This is a genomic window from Pseudomonas sichuanensis (assembly GCF_003231305.1).
GTDB classification, from domain to species: domain Bacteria; phylum Pseudomonadota; class Gammaproteobacteria; order Pseudomonadales; family Pseudomonadaceae; genus Aquipseudomonas; species Aquipseudomonas sichuanensis.
In genome coordinates this window covers 41614-65403 of the sequence record NZ_QKVM01000008.1, presented here as the reverse complement: position 1 = coordinate 65403, position 23790 = coordinate 41614, and the positions used below count along the sequence as shown (strand labels likewise).

Here is a 23790-nt window from a genome sequence, read left to right as displayed (position 1 = left end):
CATCCACAGCCTGTGTCCTTCCAAAAAACGCGCTGATCTGGCGCAGATGCTGCACTAACAATATCGAGGATTCGCCCATGGCTCGTTCAACTGCGCCTGTTGCACCGAGGTCGGTGATTGAAACCCGCTCCATCGATTACATACCGGAAAACGAGCGCCATGGCAGCGCATTCGGTCAATTCACACTATGGCTGGCCGGACAAGGAGGCGCTCGTATTTGACTCCACACCTCAGCGGCTGACCTTCAGCCAATGGTTGCTTGCTTCCCAGACACTGGCTTGTGCCTTGCGGCGGTGCGGGATTCAACCCGGCAGCTCGGTGGCATTGTGGGCGGAAAATAGAATCGAATGGCCAATCGCGCAGGTCGCCATTGCTGCCATTGGTGCGGTGCTGGTGCCGGTTAATACGCACTTTCGCGAGGACGACCTCCTGCATGTGCTGGACCACAGTCAGTCGGTGGCGATCTTGCTTTCCGCGCGCTTTCGGTCCAGTGACTATCTGACCATGACACTGGACACTCGCAACCGGTTACCCATTCTGCGCGACGTGATTTGCTTCGACGAACCTGAGCTTCACGCTGAGAGTTGCTGGAGTTACGCGGCACTGATGAGCGAAGGGCCGGAGTTGCCATTTCAGGCTTGGCCCTGGTCGCCTCGCGAGTTGGCCAGCATCCAGTACACCTCCGGCACCACAGGGCGGCCAAAGGGCGCTGAATTGTGCTTCGAAGGAATGTTGATGAATGCACGAGGCACCGTCGCGCGGCTGGCGGTTACTGCCGAGGATCGCTGGACTTCCATCATTCCGCTATTCCACTGCGCGGGCTGCATTATGAATGTGCTCTCAGCGCTGGCCGCAGGGGCCACGTATGTGGGGGTCAGTGCCTTCGATGCCGAGCGAATGTTGCGCCTCGTGGAGGCCGAGCGCTGTACGCTGCTGACGGGCGTTCCTACCTCTTATCTGGCCATGCTGGAGCACCCGCGACGAATACAATACGACCTTTCTTCGTTGCGGGCGGGCACTTGCGGTGGCGCAGATTGCGACCCGGCCTTGCTCGAACGCTGCGCTTCTGCGTTCCCGATTCCAGGCCTGGTGCAGGTGTACGGCCAGACCGAAGCCAGCACCCTTATCGCTTTGGACAGTTGCGAGAGTGCCCAGCGATTCACTACCGCGGGCATGCCATTGCCAGGCATGCAGGTGCGCGTGTGTGATCCGGACAACGGCCAGGTGCTGGCCTGCGGTGAGACCGGGCAGGTTCAGGTGCGCGGACCCATGGTGATGCTCGGCTATCATCGTGACCCGCTGGAGACTGCTCGCTGTATCGACCTCGATGGCTGGATGCAGACGGGGGATCTCGGACGCGTTACCGCCGACGGCCGAGTGGAGCTTGTGGGTGGACGGTTACGCGACATGATCATCCGCGGTGGCGAGAACATCTACCCGGTGGAGGTGGAGAACCTGCTACGCGCCCACCCGGCTATCACCGAAATCGCTGTATTTGCCATGCCGGATCCTTTCTACGGCGAAGTGGTCGCCGCGGCGGTCGAGCTGGGTGGGGCGCTCTCCGCTGCGCAGGTGAAGCAGGCGTGTGCCGGAAAAATCGCTGGGTTCAAGCATCCGTCCAGGGTGTTCAAGGTCAGCCAATGGCCCATGACGTCCAGTGGGAAAATACTCAAGCGCGAGCTGAAAGCCCAAGCCATGGCGATGCAGTTGGAGGAGTTACCATGAGCACACCGATCCTCGGCCATCAGCATCACTGCGCATTCGTACCAGGGCTTCAACAAACGGCTGCCGCCATCGGCAATGCCGGGGTGCAGGTGGTATCTACGCCGGCACTTATTGCTCTGCTGGAGGAAACGGCGGGCAGTGGCGTTCAGGCTTTCTGCGTTCCGGGATGGGGCACGGTTGGCACTAAAGTGGATATTGCGCATTTGAGCCCGGCCTGGCCGGGCATTGAGGTGCAGTGCGAAGCCGTGCTGGAGTCGACCAAGGACCGCACGTTGAGTTTCGCGGTGAGCGCGAGCCAACAAGGACGGTTAGTGATGCGCGGCCATCACGAACGAGTGATGGTCGACCTCAGCCGCTTCTCCATGCCGCAACCGATCAGCGCGGGCGAGCCAATTGAGTTTTTTTTCGATTTTCACAGTCCATGGTGCTACCTGGCTATGCCGCGCTTGCGAGAAATCGCCGCTGCCCATGGTCGAGCGATTCATTGGCGGCCCATGCACTTGGCCAACCTGATCGATCACATCGGGGGGCGGCGACCACTGGAAGCATCGCCAGCATTTGTGCGGTGGTTTCAGCAGGATTTGCAGGATTGGGCTCGACTGAGACGCTTGACGCTAAGCTACCACCCTCAGTTCCCATTGCGACCTTCCCGAGCTTTGCGTTGCAGCCTGTATGCAATCGAGAAGGGAAAGGGCGCGGAGTTCATCTTCAACGTGATGCGAGCTTACTGGACTGAAAGCCGGGATATCAGCGACCTGGACATCCTCGGTGATCTGGCGGTTGCGGCAGGCCTGGACCGAAGTGCAACTATACAGGCTGCTTCCGATGAGCGATTCAAGCTGGCACTGGAGGCTAACAACGATCAAGCGGTGCAGCTAGGCGTTTTCGGTGCGCCGACCGTCATCGCCGATTCGAAGCTGTTCTGGGGGAATGATCGGCTGGAAATGATGGGGGATTATCTAGCGCAGAGTAACGGTCAGAACAATTAATCTCTGGCGATGGAGGAGCGCTGAATCAGCCTTAAAGTGCGAAGGTCTCTGTATTGCATCATTTGACGAGCCGCTCCTCGGTTCATACACGGGGGCAAGTCGAGTGACTGCTATTGGCCGATTCTGTTGAAAAAGTCGGTTTTCCAGACTCCCCCATGCTGATCGCTGAAAACGCTTTTTTTGCGCGTCGCCACGCGAAATCTGAGCCCCGAATCCTCTGCTCAAAGTGAAGATTTCAATCTCACGCGCGTACTTTTCTGCCGAGAAAACCATGGCCGACTTTTTCAACAGAATCGGCCGTTCTCTGCCGACCCTGGTTACAAAACGTGCCGGTTAAATCCGATGCAATCGGTGGTTAGAACGACTGCAAATGACTGGTCGGGTCGAATGCAAACGGGTGTGGCAGTTTAGAGAACCACCGTATACGGCGGCGAGTCTGCGAGATTTTGGAAGGGGGGAGAGCGAGCGTTCAAGGAGCGTGCTCGGCGTTTACGCGTAGTGCTTTAGTCGGCTACGAATATCTCTCTGGCGATTGATCTCATAAAGGCTACTGCTTAAAGTGGTCCTCGCCATTGCGATTGACTGGACAGGCGATGCGATTATGCCCTTTGTCAAAAATAAAAACTGAAGTGAAGTCAATAGGGGGGCGTAAAGCCCCCTACCTCAGGACTAGCAAGGAGACCGTTTTGGCCCGTGCGTCTGTGCAGCTGTGCTCAGGCTTGTTATTGCAACAGATAGCCCATCGGCTGGTCATCTTTGTCGAAGCAGAGAATGGTTTCGCAGTGGCCGCCTAGCTGATCGGCATTCGATTCGCTGATGTCGGGCAACCATTTACCCAGTTCTGCGATTGGAACCCTCTTCTCGTTGATGTAGCAATCGTCGTCAGCGCGTGGGTTGCACCAAGCACTCTTCACGTCTGGCCATTCGGATTGGGCAGCGACCGTTTTTTGCACATTTCTCTTGGATGGCAGGTGTTGACCATTGTTTAGGTCAGTAAGGTACTGCTTGTAGCTGCCAACGTAATACTCGCCAAACAGGTTCTGTATCGTGCTTTCAGGTGCGCCAGCCGCTTCGTAAAAGCTATGGAGCAATTTCCCCGCCTCTACGTAGCTGAGGCGATCTTGGCCTTTGGCGGGGCCGCTGTCCAAGCGATAGGCGACTGGCTTGCCATCGGTGCTCTGGTCAATGTAGTACCAGAGAGACAGGCGATACGGGATATCGGCTGACCAGTGGCCGACAATGTTTCCGCCGCCATCCCGGCAGTTCCCTTTGATGCAGCGCCCAGAAAACTGATTCGAATAGATAACATCCTGCTGGCGCTTTTCGTCCCAGATCTTCACGTCACGAGGCTGGTAGTACCAAACGCATTGAAGGCTGTAGTTTTTGTCCATTCCATTGGTGAATTCCTTGATTCCACAAGGAATGGCTTGGGGCAAGCCTTCCATTGTTTGCTCGCTAGGGAAATAAAGTCCCAGGCCCTGGTAGGCGCTGGCGGTCATTGAAGTGATCGACAAGACAATAACGCTGATTATTTTTTGCATGAGATAGTTCCCTCTATGGTTTAAGTGAGCGCAGGGCGAGCGGAGCAGTCAATTTGTAATGACTGCTCCTTTTCGTGATAGGAGATGCTCGTTCAGATCGGAGTAAGCGTTATTTCTTGTATCGGACGGTCAGTTTCTTATTGACGTAGTCCTTTACGATTTCGTAATCGGGGTTGTAGGTGACGAGCGCATGACCGACGCCTGCCGCAACAGTGAATGCCGCCAGAGTTAATGTTGCTGGTGCTGACATTACGGTGGCTGCCGCTCCAAGCGCCCCACCGTGCATTGCTGCACCTTTCAGGTCGCTTACTACGCGGCACTTCATTCCCATGCTTTCAATCTTAGTTTCGACAAGTTTGATACCTGCCATGAAATTGCCCCTGAGGCCATGGATCTCGAAGGACGCTTTGCTTTTCACGAGACCTTCAATTTGCGCTTCATTCAGACCGGTTACGACGATCATGGCTTTTCTGAGCTCCCTGCAAGAGATAGTGTTTTAGAGAAAAAGTCGTATATCAACCTTTTGGGTTGAGTCTCGGTTTGGTAAGTCCTTCATGTCAATAGGTTGATGACCAACCATCCAAGTTGAATTGGAGGGTGGCATGTCAAAAACCGAATCGAAGCAGCTGGCGGAGCTTGTTGGTCAAGCAATTGCTCGCCAGCGGTCTCGTTGCAAGCTGAGTCAGGAGCAGGTTGCGGAAAAGCTTGGGATTGGAAGCGAGGCCGTATCCCGTATCGAGCGTGGGATCGTCATGCCTAACATCGAGCGTTTGGTCGAACTGGCGGAAATTTTTGGCTGTGAAACCGCCGACTTGCTGACGGCGGGCAGTTCACGCCCAGAAGACCAGGCGCGCAGGCTCTACGATTTGCTGTCCACGCTGGATACGGATGACCGCGCACTCGTCATGGGTGTGGTGGAGCGTCTTGTTGACCGGCTCGGTCGTGACTGAGTTGCTATTTTACGGCGGCTGAGGCGCTTGCTCAGAAGCTTCCTTCACCGCTTCACCGAATAAAGCGCCGCAGCGCAGGCACAGACAGTCGAAGCCTGCGAAGTGATATTTGGCGACATCCTCAGCCAATCGCAGCGCCGATGGGTAAGTCGGTGCGATGGCGGCCAGCCCACTCAGTAGCGAGTTGTATCCGAGGCGATCCTGCGTGCCCTGATTCGTGTCCTGAACTCCTCGTAGCGCGCCATCGGCCAGGCCGGCCAGCAGGGCAATGCCTCTTGCGGCCTCCTGGGTCAGGACGGCTCTTGAGTCGCAGATCAAACATTGTCTGATCATCGTTCATTCTCCTGATGGGTTAAGTGCGGCCATTCCCTGTCTGGCCGCTCATAAAGGTTGCTGAGGTCACCCCTGCGATGTGGGACTTCTCGTGGGATTGTCCTGGCCGGATGCGCGCAGCAGCTTGCACAGGCGGTTCAGAATCCAGCACGCAAGGACTACGGCGACCAGCAACGGCGGGAAACGCAGCATTAGCAGAATGCTCAGCACCAGTACGCCTGCTGCAGCCAGCGCCCCGATGAAAATGAATAGGCAGAATAGAAATCGAAGCAGGGTCATGACGGCTCTCCGAAAGAGCCTGCCTGGCCGATGCATTCAGTCCAGGCAGGAGTGGTATCAGTTGGCGTGCGAGGCGAGCGCTTCCAGCTTGCCCGCGAGTGAGTTGGGTGCCGGTTGCGGTTCGTCACTCTGGGCAGCGCCGGTGGCGGCATCCGTGCTCGAATAAAACTCCTCGATCACGGCGCCACCGTCTTCCTCACTGTCCTCGAACGCCCCGTTGCCGAGCCCATGCTTCGCTGCGCTGTCCAATGAGGCCTGATCGAAGCCCGCAGATTGCCGGGCTTCATCGAGCTGCCGAGCGGCGAACAATGCTTCCTCCATGCTCATGCCGCTGCGCACGGTGATATCGACGTAGAAGATCGGCGTGCCGTGGCTTTGCCGGGTGGACTTGCCGCGCAAACGCAGTTCCAGCGGCAGGCAGGCCAGGCGCTTGCCCGAGATGGCTTGGAAGTAATGCAGCCGAGCGGCCAGAGTGCGGATGCTATTGAAGCCGGTGGTACGGAACACGAAGCTGCCCAGCGGATCGTCATCACCGATGAGTACGTTCAGCCGACCATAAGGCTTGCAGGCCCCCCCTTTGGCCAATGGACACGCATCTGGCGAGGGGCAGGGCAGTGACTGCATGCCGTCTTGAGTGGCACGCTTGCAGGTCTCGCCATTGCCCACGCACAACGGCCTGCCAGACTGCCGGTCGAACAGGGTGTAGTCGGCCCGGAAATTCAGTTCCGGTTCGTTGAACAATAGGCGTACAGGAATGCTGCGCAGCTTGTCTTCCTTACTCGGGCGCAGTTCGTCGTTGAGTGGGTGTAGCAGCCAGCCATCCCTGCTTTGCACCTGGGATGTGATGGTGAACTGATCATCTTTCTCCGGCAGGCGTTTACCGTTTTTCTCGATGACTTTGCCGATGGAGATGCGTCCGAGCAAAGGGGGCGTCAGGGCTAAGCCTTTCAACATGATGGTTCTCCTGGAAATGAAAAAAAGGCCAGCCACACAGGGCGAACTGAATGGACTGGCCAAGGGGGAGGGAAGTGAGAGGTAGCGGAATCAGTTGATCAGGAAGCGGCGACTGCCTTCCTTGGTTTTGGCGTAGCGAACCTGCAGGTAAGGTTTCTCTTTCAGTAGGCGCTCGACATCGAGCACGGTACTGCCCTTGGATTTCTTCCAGCTGATATATCCGCTGGAGAACTCCGCTCGGGTGGCCTCGCCGATGGCTTGCTGCAGCATCTGCTTGAGTTGGGCCTCGCGCGTTTCTTTCTCGCCGATGGATTGGCGCACGGCCTTGAGCTCTAAGTAGGCCGCAGCCAATCCTGCATGGCCGCTGAAGTCGACGGTCTGACCGTTGTCCTCCGGGTACAAGCAGCGCAAAGCCGCCTCGGCCGATGCACTGCCGTCGACTGGCGGCGGGGTATCGGTTTCCACGTAGTTCCAGAACTTACGCTCCAGTTCGATCAGGCGGGCGATCATCTGCTCATCTCGCTCGATGCGATGGATCTCCAGGTGCTGACCGCCGAGCAGCACCGCCACATCTGCCGCCTGCTTGCCGGTGACTGCGAGTTGGTGCATCACTTGCAGTTCTACATATTCGGGTACGCCTTCCTTCCAGAGGCGTGCCCCGTTTATGCCGGCGGTCTTGCATTCGAGGATCTGCACGTCGTCTGCGCCGATTACCTCGCGGTCGATGTTGGCTAGCATCCAGGACAACTCGGGATTCGGATGCTGCAGTACGGCATTGATACGACGTACCCGGTTGCCGCTGCGTTTGCTGTAATGCCAGGCCACGATGGGCTCCAGCACATTGCCCCAGTAGGCTGGACTCTCATCATCCTGCGGGTCGAGCTTGGGAAGTGATGCATCTCGACCGGTTTTCTCCAGCCACAGTTCCAGCTGGGACTTGTACGGATTGAGGCCGACGGCGGCGGCAGCATCCGAGCTGCCGATGCCTTGCTTGCGCACCGCGAGCCAATCTTCACGAGGCAGGTCCTTGGTGCTGATCAGGCGCAGCGCTGGACGAGCCTTGCTAGTGCTGCGCAACGGAGTAGCGTTCATAGCGTTCACCTTGCAGAAATACAAACGCCTGATCAGCAACCAGGCTGATCGGGCGTTATGGGGTGGAGGAAGTAACCGGTTAGGCGACAAGTTGCAGTGCGGTGTCCAGCGCACGTTGTTTGATCTGGGCCCCTTGGCCGAACCACGCCGAGTCCATGCGGTACTCATTGCTACGGGCGCGACGTTCGTGGTCGACGTACTCAGTTACGGCATTGAGCAGGCCCCAGGCGGTACCGCGAGCCGAGTTCAGCTGACTGCCTCGGCCGCGACCTTCGTACAGCTCCTGAACCTTTCGCAGGGCACGTTCATTGGGCAGTACCTCTGGCAGTGCGCCGGTCGGATTGGTCTCGCACAGCACGTTCATAAAGAAGCCCAGCGCCTCATGCCACTGCACTTTGCGTTCGGCCAGCGCACGCATGCGGTACATAAAGTCGTCCCATTGCGAGACGGCGATTCCGAGCTGCTTCTTTACTGCCTTCGGGTCGAAGCGGGTGTTGTGCGGCACCTTGATCGCGCGGCTGGTGCCGTCCAAGGCGATGGTCAAGGTGTTGTTGCAGACCACGCGTACGGTAGTGGGTGTTGCCGTGGTGGCCAGGGTGCCGTCGCAGGACGTGGCCAGCAGCAGGTAACCGTTGACCTGATCGTTACCCTTGAGCGCAGCACCTTGACCGGTACGCGCCAACGCCCAGAACTTGCGACCACCTTTGAGTACCCCCGCAGTCTCCAGCGCGTAGCCGGAGACCTCGGTGAGGTCACGATAAAACTCCAAAACTTCCCGAGGCTGCACGGTGTGGTAGCGCTGGGAAACCACCGACAGCGGTGCTTTGGTGTCCGAACGGAAGAGCACCTTCTGCTCGGGGAAGGAATGGATCGCGCCCAGGTGGCCGACGGTCTCTGATTTGAAGAGGACGGGGCTTTCCTGGATCGCCCAGTCCATGCCGGCTTCGCGTTGCCAAACTTCGATGGGTTGCTTTTGAGTGAGCTGATTGCCCAGGCCATGCCAGGGAGTTTCGCCAGCATAGGCCATAGTTTCGATGAGATGAGCCATGGTTGTAATTCCTTTAGGTGCAAGCCGGCATAAAGCGCCACGCAGAGCGCAGCACCGTCCGGACGTAATAAATAGAAGGGAAGTTGACTTGGTTAGGTCGGGAGGTTGAAGCGGTGACCACATAGCAAGCAGAGGTTGTGGGCTAGGACGTGGCGATCGAGCGACTCACCCAGTTGGGCGCCGAGAGCACAGCCGCCGACACCGCCGGCCAACCCGCCGAGGATGGCACCCGATACCGAACCGAGTGTGATACCGACAGGGCCGGCGATAGCGCCAATAAGCGCGCCCGCTTGGCCTCCAGCTAGCGCAGCACTGACGCCGCGCGCAGCACCACCCACGGTGCCGATGGCCGCGCCGACTTTCATGGCGTGATGGAAAGAAGCGACTTTGGGGGAATGACAGCGAGGACACTGCAATGACATGGGGCGAACCTCCTTGATGGTGTAGTCAAGGTGGTTATGTAGTGTTAAGTATTTTTCGAGTCGGATTTTTAAGTTAGGCCTACAGTGAGGGTATTGGTTAAGCGCAATTAATCGACTTAATGCGAAGTAGTGGCAGCGGGCTTCTACACGCCTTTGATCCTGTTATGCTGGCTCCTCATTCTCTGGTCTGAGAGCCAGGATCGATTGCTTAGGAGGAGCCATGTCGGAAACCGTAAACGTTGGTGAGATTGCCGAGAAGCTTTCAGTCGATATCTTCAGCAGCTTCTTTTGGCAGATGAAGGGCAAGTGGAACGAGAATTTTGACTGCCACTGTCCTTCTCACCTGGGTAGCGACGACAAGCCGAAGACAAAACACCCTGGCGATGCCATCTTCTACTATGAAGACCCCTACCTCGGCAGTACGATCTACTTGCACACCGACCTCAAAGCCTACAAAAAAGAAAGCATCGGCAAGCAAAAGCTGCGCGACGCCTTCAAGTCTTTGGCGATCACCGTCGAGTGCGCCAGGGATTCAGACTCCTGGCGAAATACTTTCGCAATTACTGACTGCGGCAACTATGAAGTTCGCGGGCTTCTCTTCGTGCACAACCATGATCACGGTTATGAGAAACCATTTTACAGTCTGATTGAAAAAATTGGCTTTGACTCAATCTCGATACCGCCCAATGTCTATCTTCACTACCTTGGGCCGCATGACATCAATCGTCTCTTTACTATTGCCAACGATATGATTCGCCTGACGAGTCAGAAGAAGATGTCCAGTGAGTACACCTTTTACTATCCTGACCTAGTATTGCGTCGGCGGCAGGGGGACGTGTGGGGACAACCGGCAACTATTGAAGCGCTTACCAGCCCTTACTTGATTGTCCAGCACAAAGGTACGGACAAGACCGAACCAGGTTACGTGGTGTACTACAATCGCCCGGGCGCCTCGCATACTGAGTTCGAATATTTTTTGGACAGTCTGTCGCGATATCAGATGTTGGAGTCTGGCAAGTCAGTTCAGATTCGGGTCACAGTGCCTAGTACCGACCCTCAGATGGTAGCGAACTTCAAAGCCGCTAAAGAGAGATACGCCAAGGCTTGGGGCTTCGATCCGATTCGGGAAACCGTTCTTAACGCGATCAGCTTTGAGGCGGTGACTGCAGTGACTGACTCGTATAATCCAGGTTGGATGGGGTGGCGCAATTGAAGAAAAGGACTTTCGGCCCAGCCATGTACTATGCGTCGGACAAAAATGTCTTCGATGCTCTGATTCAGCATCGGGTGGACTCCCCCACCTTGGCCGTGCTCTTCGAGCGCCGCAACATGATTGTCTCCAAAAAGACTCCGAGAGACGATCTGGCTGAGTATTTCTCTCGTCTTCCTCATGACTACTACGACCACAAGATCATATCGGAGAAACTGGGCATTCTTCCTCGAAGGGAGCGCACTACCTCTATGGATCTTGTTGGTACCATTGATCCCGAGGAGCTTAAGTTCGCTCTTGAAGAGATCAAGAAGCAAATCGTTGCCAATGGAGATATCGCACATATTGTTAGGAGTGGTAATGATTTTTCTCTGAGGATCCAGTATTCACTCATTGATTACAAGAAAACTGAATTTGCGCAGCAGCAGATAAAAGATGGGGTTGTCGAGTTTATTAAGACTGCTGAAGGCTATTTGATCAACAACGCACAGAACGAATTTATGAGCTCTGTGCGGGATGAAATTGTAGCGAAGGTGGACTCGGTAGTACCCGATGAAATTGAGCGCGTCACGGTAAACCTGTATGACGTGATTGATCCAAAGATGAGAACGCGTTTCTTTATTGAACTCAGTACAAGCCTAGAGGGCTTCAGTCGTCGCGATGTTTCAGACGTTTATGTATATAAGCCGAAGATAAACGCCGACGATGAGGGGCTAGCCTCTGATGAGCACGAAACACATATCGAAAAAGTATTGCTCAAAGGTAATGGTATAACACGATCTTCCTTGCTTCTTGATCTTGTACATGAAGATGCATTCTATATATTCAAGATGTGTTGGACTGCGCAGCGAGTCCTTGGCAATGGAGATGTAATTAGCGTGGAGGTTTTGTTTGCAGATCCAATAAGCTGCACAGACTTCTCGATCCTGATCAAGTCTGTATACCCATACGTAGATGGCAAACTAGGCAAAAGGCGCGCGCCCTTGAAAGCTGAGATTGACTCAATGTCCAGGTTGATTGAGAAAACTGCACGTGAACAGATGCAGAAGCTTAGGGCTGAATGCACTCAAGGAGATGAGTAACTATGATTTCACGCTACAAGTGGTATCAGGTTCGCCTACCCTACTCTGTGGCTGAGTTCTTCACCAAACTACGAGACGTAGGTTACGACAATGCCAGCACAACAGGCTTTCTGTGCGACGCAAGCGAGTCGACCTTTCGCTATATCTGGCCATCTACTATCAATGCTGTCCGCCTGGATAGTGATGGGAATTATGAGTATCAGCAGGTCGCTACCGTCAACTCCCAGTATGTTACTGTCCTCAACGAGGGCTTCACCATCTTCCGGATTGAGAGTCCAGCAAGGTCAATACGTGAAATGTTGAACGCGCTGGAGGCTGCTGTGGGGTTTGGCTTTGCTTGTGAGCAGATCGTCATCAGTGACAGGTTGGTACAGGCGGCCTTGGAAAAAGCCACTAGCAAAACCCTAAACAGCCTGAAAGTTTCAGGAGCGATTCCTAGAGCCAATTCGCTCGCTCGGATTGAGTTGGCATCCAAAGAGGGTATCAATACAGAGAATGTGAAACTACTGGGGTTAGCTGATTTCCTAGTTGAAGCTGCCTCCTATGAAGTCGTCTACAAAGGAGTTAAAGGCCAGATAGGGTTTTCACGTTCAGCCGCCTGTAAGATCAGCGGCCCACTCACGCCATTTATCTTGAGCAGTATCGAGAACGCCCTGCAGGCGAAACGCTAGATCAGCTAGGGATGATCTGGTATTACTCCAGGGCTATATTTATTTCCCTTGAAAGTTTGAGTGAATCCAATGAGCTCGTTCCTGTTTCGCTTTTGGCATACTCAGAGAAAATCTATGGCCGTGCGGTTCCTATCCAAAGGTTGAATTTCAAGCAAAGATCGGGAGGGGCTTGGCTCCTCTCGGTAGGAGGCCCTTTGATCAGCGTATCGAAACAACGTTTTTATCTCGAATTTCTCTGATTGCCGACGCAGATAGGTTGCCGGTAGCAGCCTGTTGGATGTGTTCGCTCCACCAGGCCATCATTGGACGTCTGCGTTCTATATATTCGGCTCGGTTATAGGCGCTGCGGACCTCGTCTTTATCTACGTGGGCAAGCGCAACCTCGATCAACTCAGGATCCCAGCCGTGTTCGTTGAGAATAGTGCTAGCCATTGAGCGCATGCCATGGCTCACCAACCGACCTTCGAAGCCCATGCGCTTTAGCGCCATGTTGGCGGTCTGGCTGTTGCAATGGGTTCGAGGGTCTCGGTCGGCAGGAAATACATACTCCCGGTGTCCGCTGTATGGTTTGATTGCCTCCAGCAGTGCCAGTGCTTGATCTGTGAGCGGCACGATATGTATGCGGCGTTTCTTCATGCGCTCAGCAGGAATCGTCCAGATCTTCTTCTCGAAGTCGATGTCCGCCCAGCGAGTGGTGGCTGCCTCTGCTGGGCGGGTCATGGTGTTGAGCTGCCATTCGATAAGGCAGCGCGTGGTCCTTTTTATGCTGGCATTGGCAATTGCCACCATGAGTTCTTTCAGCTCATCGGGAGCAAGCGCCGCCATATTCTTCTTTTTCGGCTTCTTGAAGACGGATCGAATCCCACTAAGCGGGTTTGCGTGAATCAGTCCCGAGTTGACCCCGTAGGTCATGATCTCGTTGAGTCGCTGTGATAGCCGTTTAACTGTTTCAAGACTACCTTTGGTTTCGAGTGGCCGAAGCAGGTTGATGACTTGTGGTGCGCTGATGGCTGAGATCGGTGTGGTGCCCAAATCCGGAAAAACGTGCAACGTCAACGAGCGCCAGATGTCCTCGGCATAAGCTGGTGTCACTGCATCCCTCTTCAGTTCGTACCAGGACGTCGCAACATTCTGAAATGTGTACTCAGTTTCAGCTTGCTTTGCTTGCAGCACTACATCTCGTTGCTCTTTAGGATCGAGGCCTTGGGCAAGTACTTCCCTCGCTGCAATGGAGCCCTTTCGTGCCTGCGCTAACGAGACTTCAGGGAAGGTACCTAAGCCCATGTTGATCCGCTTCTTCGTCACGGGGTGTCGATAGTTGAAGTTCCATAGCTTAGAGCCATTGCTTCTCACTCGCATTTGAAGTCCGCCGCCGTCAAACAGGACGTAGTCCTTTTCAGAAGGCTTGGCAGATTTGATTTTGAGCTCAGAGAGGCGAGTAGCTTGTGCGCACATTGGCATTCCAGGATGGGATTTGGCATTCCAAAAATTAGCACTTATGGGCTTGGAATGCCATTTGGAATGCCAGAAAGCGTGGCTGCTCATGGATGTCCGTGGACGCAGATGGCGCTGAAAGCCCCGTATTTACTGGTTTTCAGGCACAAAAAAAGACGTCCGTGGACGTCTTTAGATGTAAGTTTGGTGGAGCCGGGGGGATTTAAAATCTATACATAAGATATTGTTTTAAATGGATTTATTTATAGATTTATTATTATATGCCCCCATAGGTGCCCCCGTGCACGTATTTCCGATGAGCGGCTATTTGAGGAGTTGAACTGGCGTCCTGAATTATCATTTTGCGACCGGGCGAGGCCAGTCAACCACCAGGGAGCATTCAATAGAGTCGGTCGTGTACGGCATAATCTCGGTTATCAGGCCAGGAGGGTTTGATGGCCAGCTCAGACCGGGTGCTGGGTAGATGTCAGGTCACGCGGTTGGGTTTTTTCCGCGGTAGCGCACCATGGGCTCATCTAGGACGATTTGAGCTGAGGTGCGGTATGAGACACTCGATGGTTACCTGCCACAACTGTGGCAAAGCGATGGTTCCGAGAGCGTCATATAGCCGTGGTTTCAGGGGGTATTCGCCTTCGTCCAATCATTGCCCCTTTTGCCTGAGTGAGAACTGGCACGGCGGAAATCCAGGGTTAGGGGCTCGGCTGTTCGCTTTGGTTGGCCTGGCTCTTGGTGTTCTGGCCTGCGTGTTGGTAGGAGCTTTTCTGTTCAAGGTGCAGTGGTGGCTTGGTGTCGAAGGACAGTGGCCTCTATTGACGCTGGGTACATGTGCTGTGTCTGTTAGCGCGGGATACCATTTCTACAACTGGTTTGTTGATTGCTGACCGGTGATCATGCTGTGGAAGGCAGCAATCGGCCAGAAGCGGCCTCTACAGTTCGACAACTCTGCGCCGGAGCTCGACCGGTCTGGTCCTTATGTCTAAGGCGGTCAGGTCATGCAGGCGGTAGAGGCGTGCTACCATTTCGCCACCCTAGCCAGAAGCCCTTTCTACTCTCAGGTAATCGCCATGGACGACGTAGTGATAACGCATTCGGATGTGTACCAGAGCTGGCAAAACCATCTCTTCAATTTCAGTCTCGACGATCCCAGGACGAACGCACCCGGGCTGCGAAAGCCGCAACTGGCTGCGCTTTATGCCACCCTGGGGCACCTGGTGGTCGACCCCTCCTCGACCGCTACAGTGGTCATGCCCACCGGCACAGGGAAGACCGACACCATGCTCGCGCTGATCATCGCTGCGAGGATGGCTAGAACATTGATCCTGGTTCCCTCGGACGCCCTCAGGACGCAGTTAGTGGGCAAGTGCACGGAGATGAAGACGCTTCGTACCGTGGGGGCAGTATCGGACACGGCGCGCAATCCCATTGTTGCAGCCATCGATTCGAAGCTGTCTGAGGAGCAGGTTGCTGAATTGGCTACTGCCAACATCATTGTGGCCACTCCCCAGGCTTTGCTGTTATTTGAGGACGCCGCCTTGGGGGCACTGGTGAACATGTGCAGTCACTTGATGATCGATGAGGCTCACCATGTCGCGGCAGCCAGTTGGAACCGAATCAAAACAGCCTTCAGGGGCAAACCTTGTATTCAGTTCACAGCGACGCCATTCCGGGAGGATGGTCTGGCTCTGGCTGGCAAGATCATCTTCAACTACCCGCTTCGGGATGCGCAGCTTGACGGCTATTTCAAAGGTATCGAGTTCCATCCGGTACGAGAGTACAACCTCAAACTGTCCGATCAGGCCATCGCAGACAAGGCCGTTGAGCTGCTCAGGACTGACCTCAAGGCCGGCTTCAACCATTTAATGATGGTGCGGGCCAAGTCGCACAAGCGGGCGACAGACCTGTTTGAAATTTATAAGCAGCACGCCGACCTCACGCCAGTGTTGATCCACAGCAAGGTGCCGAACCAAGCCAGGGTAATGGCGGAGATCGTCAAGAAAAAGCACCGGATCATCGTCTGCGTGGACATGCTTGGCGAAGGTTTCGATCTGCCCGAGCTCAAAATCGCCGCCATTCATGATCAACACCAAAGCCCTGCGGTGACGCTTCAGTTCATTGGCCGGCTGACGAGGGTAGATGCGGCCCTTGGTGATGCCAAGTTCGTGGCAAACATCGCTAACCAGAAGACCGACCACCAAATGGCAGCCCTTTATAAGGAGAGTGCTGACTGGGGTGCAGTCATTCGCGACGTGAGCGAGCAAAAGGTCAGCCGGGAAATTGAGAAGGCGGACTTCAACGAGCAGTTTGCCGATGGGGACGATGCCCAAGTGATTTTTGGGCTGAACCCGAACCCCAAAATCAGCGCCGTGGCGTATCACGTCTCCCCCAACGACTGGACACCACAGCGTGCGCAGGGTCTGGATGGGCGTAGAGAGACACTGCAGTACATCTCGATCAACGACCAGGCCGATACAGTCATTGTAGTGACTCGGCGAGAGACGCTGGTTGGGTGGGCTCAGACCGAAGAAATCGTCGACACCAACTGGAATCTGTACATCGCTTTCTATAACAAGGCGCAGAAAACCCTCTTCCTTCACGCCTCAGGTGACGACACCCAGGCAACTCGCTTTCTCAACCTGGTGGCCAAAGACCCTCGTCGCATCAATGGTGAGCCGACCTTCCGTACGCTTCACGATATCAAGCTTATGAAGCTGCAGAACGTTGGCCTATCCCGCGCGCGGAAAGACCTGCGGTTCACGATGCACGTGGGGCGCGATATCAATCAAGTGATCAACGACATCGAGACGGGCAACGCGACAAAATCCAACATCTTCGCCACCGGTTTTGAGGATGGAGAACGAACCACCGTGGGCTGCTCGCACAAAGGCAAGATCTGGGAGATGAACTCCTCTCCGATCAACTATTGGGTCGAGTGGTGCAAGCGCATGTCGGTCAAGCTCAACGACGACACCATCGATCCTGCCGACGTACTCAAAAATGTCATGCGTGTTGAGCAAATCAGGGGCAGATGGCCAGAAGGCCTGTTTTACGCCGACTGGCCTGTGTCGATTGCGATCGAAAACGAGCAAAGGATCTCGCTTTATTTTCAGGGAGAGACCTTCAACCTTCTCGATGTCGAGCTTGGTAAGCCTGAATACAACGGCGCGCGGACGCTGGATATTCCCGTCTTGGTTGCGGGTAACGACGGTGGGGAACGTCGCCTCACTACCATCGCAGTCAAGTTGTTGGAGGACGGATACAAGACCTCTTGCCCTGGTGTGAAGATCCTTTACCCACACGAAATGCCATTGGACTCATACTTGGATGGAGAGCCGCTTGTATTGCTCAAGGTTGACGGTTCCATGGTGCAGGGCAACTACCGTCAGTACTCGCTCAACAGCGTGGATGTAAAACTGCCTGCCGGCTTGCTCGAACCCTGGAATTGGGGAACGACGAAAATCCATCAAGAGTCCATGCGTGCGGAGCGACGTACGGACTCCGTACAAGGCTTCACCTTCGCCAAGATCGCTGACGACTACTCGATCGTCTTCAACGATGATGGCAAAGGCGAAATCGCTGACCTGGTGGCAATCCGGGAATCCGTGCATAGCTTGGAAAGCCAAGACGGCTACCGACGTTAGCCGCTGCGCCTTTCCAGTGCCCATTAGTTGCGAAGCCCATCACTACATATACAGTCTCAAGCAGGCCCGACACGCTTTGCAGTGGGAGATTTCCTTGGTATGTCTGGATATAGAGCTCTTCCCCGTACTCCCTCACCAATTTTTTATTGACGAATTCCAAGATGTCTACCTCATGAGACTCGTTGGCATAAGCACTAAACTGCGCCCATTGCTGGTCGTGGATCATGGCCTCGTGCTGACTGAGAAGCCCGCGCCGCACTGCCTCCCTGAGAATTGCCGAACCGGCCTTGGTCAAGTCCCGATCAAAATGTGCGTGGAAACTCTGCTTCATGGTCATTCCTCCATTCAGCTCAGGTGCTGAGCTGCTGAAGGAAATGTTGAGCGAGGAAAAATATTCTGGGGTTCGGTTTCGGTCGCTTTCAGCGCCTGAAATTGACGAGCGCATCCGTCCAATAAACGGTCGTTTTTGGTACGCCGATTCCAGTGTCATTTTCAGAAGTCGATTGCACCTAAGGTCAGAAGTCGATTGCACTACTGAGGAAGCCCTCGCTGTTGCGGACTCATGGGCTGGCACGAGAGGATCTCTATAGGTCATGTACATCCGAGCCCCACCCCACCACTCGCAAATTTGTAGGCAAAGGTGTGTCAGGAAAATGAGTAACCTGACGCTAGTCAATCTGGGGTACTGACAGCTATGGCATGCCGCCAGATGGACATTTCATGCTAATAGCGTCTTGCAGGACACGAGTGGTAGCAAATAGACACTAATAGTCGTTGCATAAACTTCCAACATTCAGCATCTTGCAACGGTAACCATGGACGGAGACATTGAGCCGCTTACACCGATGAGCAAGGTTTTTTGGTTGGCAAGCGCGATCACTATGGACGGACTTTCATCGGTTTCCACTTCAGAGCTATTGCCATCGTGCTATTCAATTCTAATAAAAAAAATATCAGCGCCCTGCAACAAACCATCGCCCAGCAAGCCAGTCTGCTCGAAGCCATCAACCGCTCCATGGCGGTAGTCGAATTCGACCTCAATGGCATCGTCCTCCGGGCCAACGACAACTTTTTAAAGACCATGGGCTATCGCCTGGAGCAAGTGCTCGGCCAGCCGCACCGCCAATTCTGCACGCCTGCCTATGCCCGCAGTGGCGAGTACTCACAATTATGGTCCCGTCTCAACGCCGGCCAGTTCGAGTCGGGCACCTTCGAGCGAATTGCCGGCAATGGCCAGACGATCTGGCTGGAAGCCAGCTATAACCCGGTCAAGGACGAGCTTGGTAACGTGGTGAAGGTGGTTAAGTATGCCCTTGACGTCACCTTGTGGGTACAACAGGAGAGTGAAGCCAAAAATAAGTTGCAGGCCATAGACCGGTCCATGGCCATCATCGAGTTCAATCTGGACGGCAGCATTATTGACGCCAACCAGAACTTCTTGGATGTGGTCGGTTACAGTCTGGCCGAACTCAAGGGCAAACATCACAAACTGTTCTGCCGTCCAGCACTGGCCAACGGCAGCGAGTACCAGGACTTCTGGCGACGCCTGAATCAGGGCGAGTTTTTCAGTGGGCAATTCGAACGGGTAGGCAAGCGCGGGCAAACCTTGTGGCTGGAAGCTAACTACAACCCGGTGTATGACGCTAGCGGACGGTTATGCAAAGTGGTGAAGTTTGCTACAGACATCACCGCCAAGATGGAGAAGCATGCGCAGGACGCTCAGAGCGCTAGCGAGGCGTATCACATCTCGGTCGAGACACGCCAAGCGGCTGAACATGGCTCCACGGTGATCCAACAAGCAGCGAGTGAAATGCGGGAGATTGCCTCGAATATCGAAGGTTCGTCAGCCCTCATCACCAAACTTGGCGAACGCTCCGAGCAGATCACCACCATCGTCAACACCATCCGCGGAATTGCCGATCAGACCAACCTGTTGGCTTTGAACGCTGCTATCGAAGCCGCTCGAGCGGGTGAACAAGGTCGCGGCTTTGCGGTGGTGGCCGATGAAGTCCGTCAGTTGGCCGCACGCACCAGTGGCTCGACGGCGGAGATTTCCGGGATGATTGGCATGATCCAGAACGAAACACAGCTAGCCATCAAGAGCATGGAAGGCACCCGTGACCGGGCCACTAAAGGCGTCGACCTGGCGGATCAGGCGGGCGCGGTGATCCAGCAAATTAGCGACGGTGCCAGCAATGCGGTGCAGGCGGTGAGTATGCTGGCCAAGGAGCATGGTCATACCCGGTAGAACTCACGAACAGCCGGATCATCGGCACTGCGCATAACAGACGTGTGGTCAAATCCTATGGGGAGATCTTCATCGTGCTGAAACGTATCGCGGTTACCGAGGTCCGCCTCGGCATGTACATCCATGAGCTTTGTGGTTCATGGATGGACCACCCTTTCTGGAGAGCGCGTTGGTTGCTCCATAGCGAGCACGATCGACAGCGCATCCTCAAATCCAATGTGACGACGCTATGGATCGACACCAGCAAGGGGCAGGACACTGCCCAAGGCCAGGCAAGCAATACGCTCGAAGAAGTTGAGGTTGAAACCGAAGCCCGATTGCTAGCCGTGGACAACACGGCGCTGCCGCCTCTAGCCGGGATGACTGAAGAGCTGTCACGTGCCCTCAAGCTCTGCGCCCGCTCCAAAGTCGCCATTGTCGAGATGTTCAACGAGGCGCGCATGGGCCAAGCTATCAACTTGGAGCACGTCGCGGCGCTGGTGGAGGAAGTTTCCGACTCGGTACTGCGTCACCCCAATGCCTTAATCAGCCTGGCACGTCTGAAGACTTCCGCCGAATACACCTACATGCACTCTGTGGCGGTGTGTGCATTGATGATTGCCCTGGCCCGCCAGCTTGGCCTGTCGGCCGACCAAGTCCGGGAGGCAGGCTTGGCCGGCCTCCTGCACGACATCGGCAAGGTGTCCATACCGGATGCGATCCTCAATAAGCCTGACAAACTGACCGACGCCGAGTTCAGCATCATGCGCAGCCATCCCAGAGCGGGCGGCAGGATGTTGCTGAAAAGCCGCCAGGTCAGCGCGCTCACGCTCGACGTTTGCCTGCACCATCATGAGAAGGTCGATGGCTCCGGCTACCCCTATCGCCTGGTCGGTGAGCAAATCAGTCTGTTCGCGCGCATGGGCGCGGTGTGTGACGTGTATGACGCGATCACGTCGGAGCGCCCCTACAAGAGGGGCTGGGATCCCGCCATAGCGATTCGCAAGATGGCTGAATGGAAGGGACACTTCGACGACCAGGTGTTCCAGGCCTTCGTCAAGTCGGTGGGCATCTACCCGGTTGGCGCCTTGGTGCGCTTAGAAAGTGGGCGTCTCGGCGTCATCATGGAGCAGCACAAGAGTTCACTGCTGACACCCATGGTCAAGGTGTTCTTCTCGACCCGCACGAAAATGCCCATTGCCCAGGAACTGGTTGATCTTAGCAAACTGGCCGGTCGTGACAAGATCGTCGGCCGCGAGTCGGCTAGCGACTGGGGTTTCAAGAACATCGAGGAGCTATGGTCGGGCCTCCCCGCCAGCAAGAGGTCGCATTTCGATTAAACATCGACGGCAATCGCGTCGTGAGGACCAACGCGACAACCGCCTGCTTTGCCTGCCATACCTCACAAAAAGATCACGGCTATGTGTTCAGCCGCTTGCGTGACTGAGGGTGAACCATAATGGACAGAAGGTAAAACAACTTGTCCGTTCGAGCATAAGGTTGAGCGTAATTTAAAAGTCCGGGGTGCCGGTGGCGCCGAGCACCAACCGGTGGTGCAGATGACTATTTGCATTGGAGACCAGATCTATAACGAGCAGTTCTCCTTGAAGAATCAAGGCAAGATGAACTACCCCGTTCTGATCGGGCGTCATACTCTTGAGAATCAGGATTCTGAGCAACTCATTGGGCTCTCTCCAGTAGTTTCGCTCCGTCACGCCGCAGCTCGCCCTTGGGCGAGACATGTCGATAGAGCGTCTGACGGGTAATATCCAGCTCTTCACACAAATCCGACACCTTGGTTTCCGGCTGTCCCATGGCCGCCATCGCTAGGCGTAGTTTGGCAGCGGTCATCTTGAACGGGCGCCCCCCTTTCCTGCCGCGAGCACGCGCCGAGACGAGCCCGGCGACCGTCCGCTCAGAAATCAACTCCCGCTCGAACTCTGCCAGTGCCGCGAAAATCCCGAACACCAGCTTTCCCGCCGCAGTAGTAGTGTCGATGGCCGCACCGTGGCCGGTAAGCACCTTCAGTCCTACGCTACGCGCGGTAAGGTCGTGGACAGTGTTAATTAAGTGGCGAAGGTTACGCCCTAGTCGATCGAGCTTCCAAACCACCAAGGTATCGCCTTCACGCAGGGCCTTCAGACACGCGGCCAATCCGGGCCGATCATCTTTCCGTCCCGAAGCCATGTCCTCATACAGATGTGCAGCTGCCACTCCGGCAGCAATCAAAGCATCTTGTTGCAGAGTAATTGTCTGGGAGCCGTCTGCCTTCGATACCCGCATGTAGCCGATCAGCATACCGCCCCCATTGTCACAAATACGTTCGATTATGTGACAGTTTGCATCGGGATGTCATTTTCAGAAGACGACTGCACCAATCAACGAGACATGAAGCCTGCTGTGCATACGGCTCCTGACAGCCCGATATCAGGACTCCTCTGCACGAAACTCGTCTATGCTCAATACTCGTGTGCACCAAAGCGAGGCGAGCATGGCGACCGATACCGTACCGATTGCCGAGCGCGGCGTAGCCACCCTGTCAGAACAGGCATGGGAGCGTGCTCGCTGCCGCGCGGAGATCATTGGGCCGTTGGCGCAGTCGGAGACGGTCGGGCATGAAGCGGCCGACGCAGCAGCCCAGGCGCTGGGTCTGTCCCGGCGGCAGGTCTACGTCCTGATCCGCCGTGCCCGGCAAGGTTCGGGGCTGGTCACTGATTTGGCTCTTGGACAGTCGAGCGGTGGCAAAGGTAAAGGCCGCTTGCCGGAGTCGGTCGAACGAATCATCCGCGAGCTACTGCAAAAGCGCTTCCTGACCAAGCAGAAGCGCAGCTTGGCGGCGTTCCACCGTGAAGTTGCGCGGGTGTGCAAGCTGCAAAAGCTGCGGATGCCGGCGCGCAACACGGTCGCGTTGCGGATCGCCAGCCTTGATCCACTCAAGACCACTCGACTTCGGGAAGGCCAGGATGCGTCCCGCATCCTGCAAGGTGTTGGCGGTGTTCCTCCGCCAGTCTCCGCACCGCTGGAGCAGGTACAGATCGACCACACAGTCATCGACCTGATCGTGGTGGACGAGCGCGACCGGCAACCGATTGGCCGTCCGTACCTGACCCTCGCCATCGACGTGTTCACCCGCTGCGTGGTTGGCATGGTGGTCACGTTAGAAGCGCCATCTGCCGTCTCGGTCGGCCTGTGCCTCGCACACGCCGGTTGCGACAAGCGCCCTTGGTTGGAAAGGTTGGACGTGGAAATGGACTGGCCGATGAGCGGCAAGCCCGCGCTGCTCTACCTGGACAACGCGGCCGAATTCAAGAGCGAGGCGCTACGCCGTGGCTGCGAGCAGCATGGCATCCGGTTGGACTATCGGCCTCTCGGGCAGCCGCACTATGGCGGCATCGTGGAACGGATCATCGGCACGGCGATGCAAATGATCCACGACGAATTGCCGGGGACGACCTTCTCCAACCCTGACCAGCGCGGGGAATACGCCTCCGAGAAGATGGCCGCCCTGACACTGCGCGAGCTGGAACGCTGGCTCGCATTGGCGGTTGGCACCTATCACGGCTCCGTGCACAACGGCCTGCTCCAACCGCCGGCCGCACGCTGGGCCGAAGCTGTCGCGCGTACCGGCGTTCCAACCGTCATCACTCGCACCACGGCTTTTCTGGTCGATTTCCTGCCCGTCCTCCGCCGCACCCTGACCCGCACTGGCTTCGTCATCGACCACATCCACTACTACGCCGATGCGCTCAAGCCGTGGATAGCTCGGCGCGACCGCCTGCCTGCGTTCCTGATCCGGCGCGACCCACGCGACATCAGCCGCATTTGGGTGCTGGAGCCGGAGGGGCAGCACTATCTGGAAATTCCATACCGTACCTTGTCGCACCCGGCTGTCACCCTCTGGGAACAACGGCAGGCGCTGGCGAAATTGCGGCAGCAAGGGCGCGAACAGGTGGATGAGTCGGCGCTGTTCCGCATGATCGGGCAGATGCGCGAAATCGTGACCACTGCGCAGAAAGCCACGCGCAAGGCGCGGCGCGACGCGGATCGACGCCAGCATCTCAAGTCAACGGAACAACCTGTCAAAACCACGCCACCAGCGGACACGGACATGGCAGACCCGCAGGCGGACAACCAGCCACCTGCCAAACCGTTCGACCAGATTGAGGAGTGGTAG

21 protein-coding genes and 2 pseudogenes are annotated in these 23790 nt (G+C 55.8%); 12 read left to right on the top strand and 11 right to left on the bottom strand.

Features of this window, described 5'->3' with window-relative positions; all coding sequences use genetic code 11:
* Window positions 1-77: 77 nt before the first annotated feature.
* The 3 genes and pseudogenes from DM373_RS29590 to DM373_RS06320 form a co-directional block, all read left to right on the top strand.
* A pseudogene (locus DM373_RS29590) lies at window positions 78-194 on the top strand (hypothetical protein); the annotation flags it as partial.
* On the top strand, window positions 160-1725 hold the full coding sequence (locus DM373_RS06325) for a class I adenylate-forming enzyme family protein (RefSeq protein ID WP_110992716.1): 1566 nt from the start codon (window positions 160-162) through the stop codon (window positions 1723-1725). The pseudogene DM373_RS29590 and the gene DM373_RS06325, both read left to right, overlap by 35 nt.
* Window positions 1722-2714, top strand: a complete 993-nt coding sequence (locus tag DM373_RS06320) for a thioesterase, FlK family (RefSeq protein ID WP_054882014.1) — start codon at window positions 1722-1724, stop codon at window positions 2712-2714. The genes DM373_RS06325 and DM373_RS06320 overlap by 4 nt, the downstream gene beginning before the upstream one ends.
* A 722-nt stretch (window positions 2715-3436) precedes the next feature.
* Here DM373_RS06320 and DM373_RS06315 read toward each other — a convergent pair.
* Together DM373_RS06315 and DM373_RS06310 are read right to left on the bottom strand one after the other, a co-directional pair.
* Window positions 3437-4255, bottom strand: coding sequence for a hypothetical protein (locus DM373_RS06315; protein ID WP_054882013.1), 819 nt, complete (start codon window positions 4253-4255; stop codon window positions 3437-3439).
* A 109-nt stretch (window positions 4256-4364) separates the two neighbouring features.
* Window positions 4365-4718 (bottom strand): hypothetical protein, encoded by a 354-nt coding sequence (locus tag DM373_RS06310; RefSeq protein ID WP_054882012.1) that lies wholly within the window; start codon window positions 4716-4718, stop codon window positions 4365-4367.
* Between the two features lie 139 nt (window positions 4719-4857).
* Here DM373_RS06310 and DM373_RS06305 point away from each other — a divergent pair, with 139 nt between their 5' ends.
* Entirely contained in the window at window positions 4858-5205 is a 348-nt protein-coding gene (locus tag DM373_RS06305) for a helix-turn-helix domain-containing protein (RefSeq protein ID WP_054882011.1), read from the top strand.
* Between the two features lie 9 nt (window positions 5206-5214).
* Here DM373_RS06305 and DM373_RS06300 read toward each other — a convergent pair whose 3' ends face one another.
* From DM373_RS06300 to DM373_RS29180, 6 genes are all read right to left on the bottom strand, one after another.
* Complete coding sequence (locus DM373_RS06300) at window positions 5215-5538, bottom strand: hypothetical protein (protein WP_054882010.1); 324 nt, start codon at window positions 5536-5538, stop codon at window positions 5215-5217.
* A gap of 66 nt (window positions 5539-5604) precedes the next feature.
* On the bottom strand, window positions 5605-5817 hold the full coding sequence (locus DM373_RS06295) for a hypothetical protein (protein ID WP_054882009.1): 213 nt from the start codon (window positions 5815-5817) through the stop codon (window positions 5605-5607).
* 57 nt (window positions 5818-5874) lie between these two features.
* A complete protein-coding gene (locus DM373_RS06290) occupies window positions 5875-6771 on the bottom strand; it encodes a recombination directionality factor (protein WP_054882008.1) in 897 nt (298 codons plus the stop codon).
* A 90-nt stretch (window positions 6772-6861) separates the two neighbouring features.
* On the bottom strand, window positions 6862-7863 hold the full coding sequence (locus DM373_RS06285; RefSeq protein ID WP_054882007.1) for a YqaJ viral recombinase family nuclease: 1002 nt from the start codon (window positions 7861-7863) through the stop codon (window positions 6862-6864).
* 79 nt (window positions 7864-7942) lie between these two features.
* The gene (locus DM373_RS06280) at window positions 7943-8911 is read right to left on the bottom strand and encodes a DUF932 domain-containing protein (protein WP_054882006.1); all 969 of its coding nucleotides are present in this window, start codon (window positions 8909-8911) and stop codon (window positions 7943-7945) included.
* Between the two features lie 92 nt (window positions 8912-9003).
* Complete coding sequence (locus DM373_RS29180; protein WP_174446962.1) at window positions 9004-9276, bottom strand: hypothetical protein; 273 nt, start codon at window positions 9274-9276, stop codon at window positions 9004-9006.
* 277 nt (window positions 9277-9553) lie between these two features.
* On the opposite strand from DM373_RS29180, the gene DM373_RS06270 reads away from it, so the two are divergent.
* The 3 genes from DM373_RS06270 to DM373_RS06260 are packed head-to-tail and all read left to right on the top strand — an operon-like array spanning window position 9554 to window position 12296.
* Window positions 9554-10546 carry a PD-(D/E)XK nuclease domain-containing protein gene (locus DM373_RS06270; RefSeq protein ID WP_054882004.1) on the top strand — a complete coding sequence of 331 codons (993 nt, stop codon included), beginning with the start codon at window positions 9554-9556 and terminating at the stop codon, window positions 10544-10546.
* Window positions 10534-11625 (top strand): hypothetical protein, encoded by a 1092-nt coding sequence (locus DM373_RS06265; RefSeq protein WP_207939749.1) that lies wholly within the window; start codon window positions 10534-10536, stop codon window positions 11623-11625. The genes DM373_RS06270 and DM373_RS06265 overlap by 13 nt, the downstream gene beginning before the upstream one ends.
* Before the next feature lie 2 nt (window positions 11626-11627).
* Window positions 11628-12296: a hypothetical protein gene (locus tag DM373_RS06260; RefSeq protein WP_054882003.1), complete on the top strand. Its 669-nt coding sequence runs from the start codon at window positions 11628-11630 to the stop codon at window positions 12294-12296.
* A gap of 198 nt (window positions 12297-12494) precedes the next feature.
* On the opposite strand, the gene DM373_RS06255 is transcribed toward DM373_RS06260, so the two are convergent.
* Window positions 12495-13751, bottom strand: coding sequence for an integrase domain-containing protein (locus DM373_RS06255; protein WP_110992715.1), 1257 nt, complete (start codon window positions 13749-13751; stop codon window positions 12495-12497).
* Window positions 13752-14815: 1064 nt separating this feature from the next.
* On the opposite strand from DM373_RS06255, the gene DM373_RS06250 reads away from it, so the two are divergent.
* Window positions 14816-17389 (top strand): DEAD/DEAH box helicase, encoded by a 2574-nt coding sequence (locus DM373_RS06250; RefSeq protein WP_244215041.1) that lies wholly within the window; start codon window positions 14816-14818, stop codon window positions 17387-17389.
* Here DM373_RS06250 and DM373_RS29175 read toward each other — a convergent pair.
* Window positions 17298-17879, bottom strand: a complete 582-nt coding sequence (locus DM373_RS29175) for a hypothetical protein (protein WP_244215040.1) — start codon at window positions 17877-17879, stop codon at window positions 17298-17300. The genes DM373_RS06250 and DM373_RS29175 overlap by 92 nt on opposite strands.
* 435 nt (window positions 17880-18314) lie before the next feature.
* On the opposite strand from DM373_RS29175, the gene DM373_RS06240 reads away from it, so the two are divergent.
* From DM373_RS06240 to DM373_RS06225, 3 genes and pseudogenes are all read left to right on the top strand, one after another.
* Complete coding sequence (locus DM373_RS06240; RefSeq protein ID WP_049277574.1) at window positions 18315-19637, top strand: methyl-accepting chemotaxis protein; 1323 nt, start codon at window positions 18315-18317, stop codon at window positions 19635-19637.
* 74 nt (window positions 19638-19711) lie between these two features.
* Window positions 19712-20956, top strand: a complete 1245-nt coding sequence (locus DM373_RS06235; protein ID WP_049277576.1) for a cyclic di-GMP phosphodiesterase — start codon at window positions 19712-19714, stop codon at window positions 20954-20956.
* Between the two features lie 150 nt (window positions 20957-21106).
* Window positions 21107-21382, top strand: a pseudogene (locus DM373_RS06225) (putative ATP-dependent zinc protease); the annotation flags it as partial.
* Here the strand turns inward: DM373_RS06225 and DM373_RS06220 are convergent.
* Entirely contained in the window at window positions 21297-21914 is a 618-nt protein-coding gene (locus tag DM373_RS06220; protein ID WP_049277571.1) for a recombinase family protein, read from the bottom strand. The pseudogene DM373_RS06225 and the gene DM373_RS06220 overlap by 86 nt on opposite strands.
* Before the next feature lie 193 nt (window positions 21915-22107).
* Here DM373_RS06220 and DM373_RS06215 point away from each other — a divergent pair, with 193 nt between their 5' ends.
* A complete protein-coding gene (locus DM373_RS06215) occupies window positions 22108-23790 on the top strand; it encodes a Mu transposase C-terminal domain-containing protein (protein ID WP_011494284.1) in 1683 nt (560 codons plus the stop codon).

Coding starts and splice junctions, on each gene's coding strand:
- DM373_RS06215 (WP_011494284.1), top strand. CDS start 22,108: ATGGCGACCGATACCGTACCGATTGCCGAGCGCGGCGTAGCCACCCTG.
- DM373_RS06285 (WP_054882007.1), bottom strand. CDS start 7,863: ATGAACGCTACTCCGTTGCGCAGCACTAGCAAGGCTCGTCCAGCGCTG.
- DM373_RS06220 (WP_049277571.1), bottom strand. CDS start 21,914: ATGCTGATCGGCTACATGCGGGTATCGAAGGCAGACGGCTCCCAGACA.
- DM373_RS06280 (WP_054882006.1), bottom strand. CDS start 8,911: ATGGCTCATCTCATCGAAACTATGGCCTATGCTGGCGAAACTCCCTGG.
- DM373_RS06290 (WP_054882008.1), bottom strand. CDS start 6,771: ATGTTGAAAGGCTTAGCCCTGACGCCCCCTTTGCTCGGACGCATCTCC.
- DM373_RS06310 (WP_054882012.1), bottom strand. CDS start 4,718: ATGATCGTCGTAACCGGTCTGAATGAAGCGCAAATTGAAGGTCTCGTG.
- DM373_RS06295 (WP_054882009.1), bottom strand. CDS start 5,817: ATGACCCTGCTTCGATTTCTATTCTGCCTATTCATTTTCATCGGGGCG.
- DM373_RS06305 (WP_054882011.1), top strand. CDS start 4,858: ATGTCAAAAACCGAATCGAAGCAGCTGGCGGAGCTTGTTGGTCAAGCA.
- DM373_RS06320 (WP_054882014.1), top strand. CDS start 1,722: ATGAGCACACCGATCCTCGGCCATCAGCATCACTGCGCATTCGTACCA.
- DM373_RS06325 (WP_110992716.1), top strand. CDS start 160: ATGGCAGCGCATTCGGTCAATTCACACTATGGCTGGCCGGACAAGGAG.
- DM373_RS29175 (WP_244215040.1), bottom strand. CDS start 17,879: ATGACACTGGAATCGGCGTACCAAAAACGACCGTTTATTGGACGGATG.
- DM373_RS06270 (WP_054882004.1), top strand. CDS start 9,554: ATGTCGGAAACCGTAAACGTTGGTGAGATTGCCGAGAAGCTTTCAGTC.
- DM373_RS06300 (WP_054882010.1), bottom strand. CDS start 5,538: ATGATCAGACAATGTTTGATCTGCGACTCAAGAGCCGTCCTGACCCAG.
- DM373_RS29180 (WP_174446962.1), bottom strand. CDS start 9,276: ATGAAAGTCGGCGCGGCCATCGGCACCGTGGGTGGTGCTGCGCGCGGC.
- DM373_RS06250 (WP_244215041.1), top strand. CDS start 14,816: ATGGACGACGTAGTGATAACGCATTCGGATGTGTACCAGAGCTGGCAA.
- DM373_RS06260 (WP_054882003.1), top strand. CDS start 11,628: ATGATTTCACGCTACAAGTGGTATCAGGTTCGCCTACCCTACTCTGTG.
- DM373_RS06315 (WP_054882013.1), bottom strand. CDS start 4,255: ATGCAAAAAATAATCAGCGTTATTGTCTTGTCGATCACTTCAATGACC.
- DM373_RS06255 (WP_110992715.1), bottom strand. CDS start 13,751: ATGTGCGCACAAGCTACTCGCCTCTCTGAGCTCAAAATCAAATCTGCC.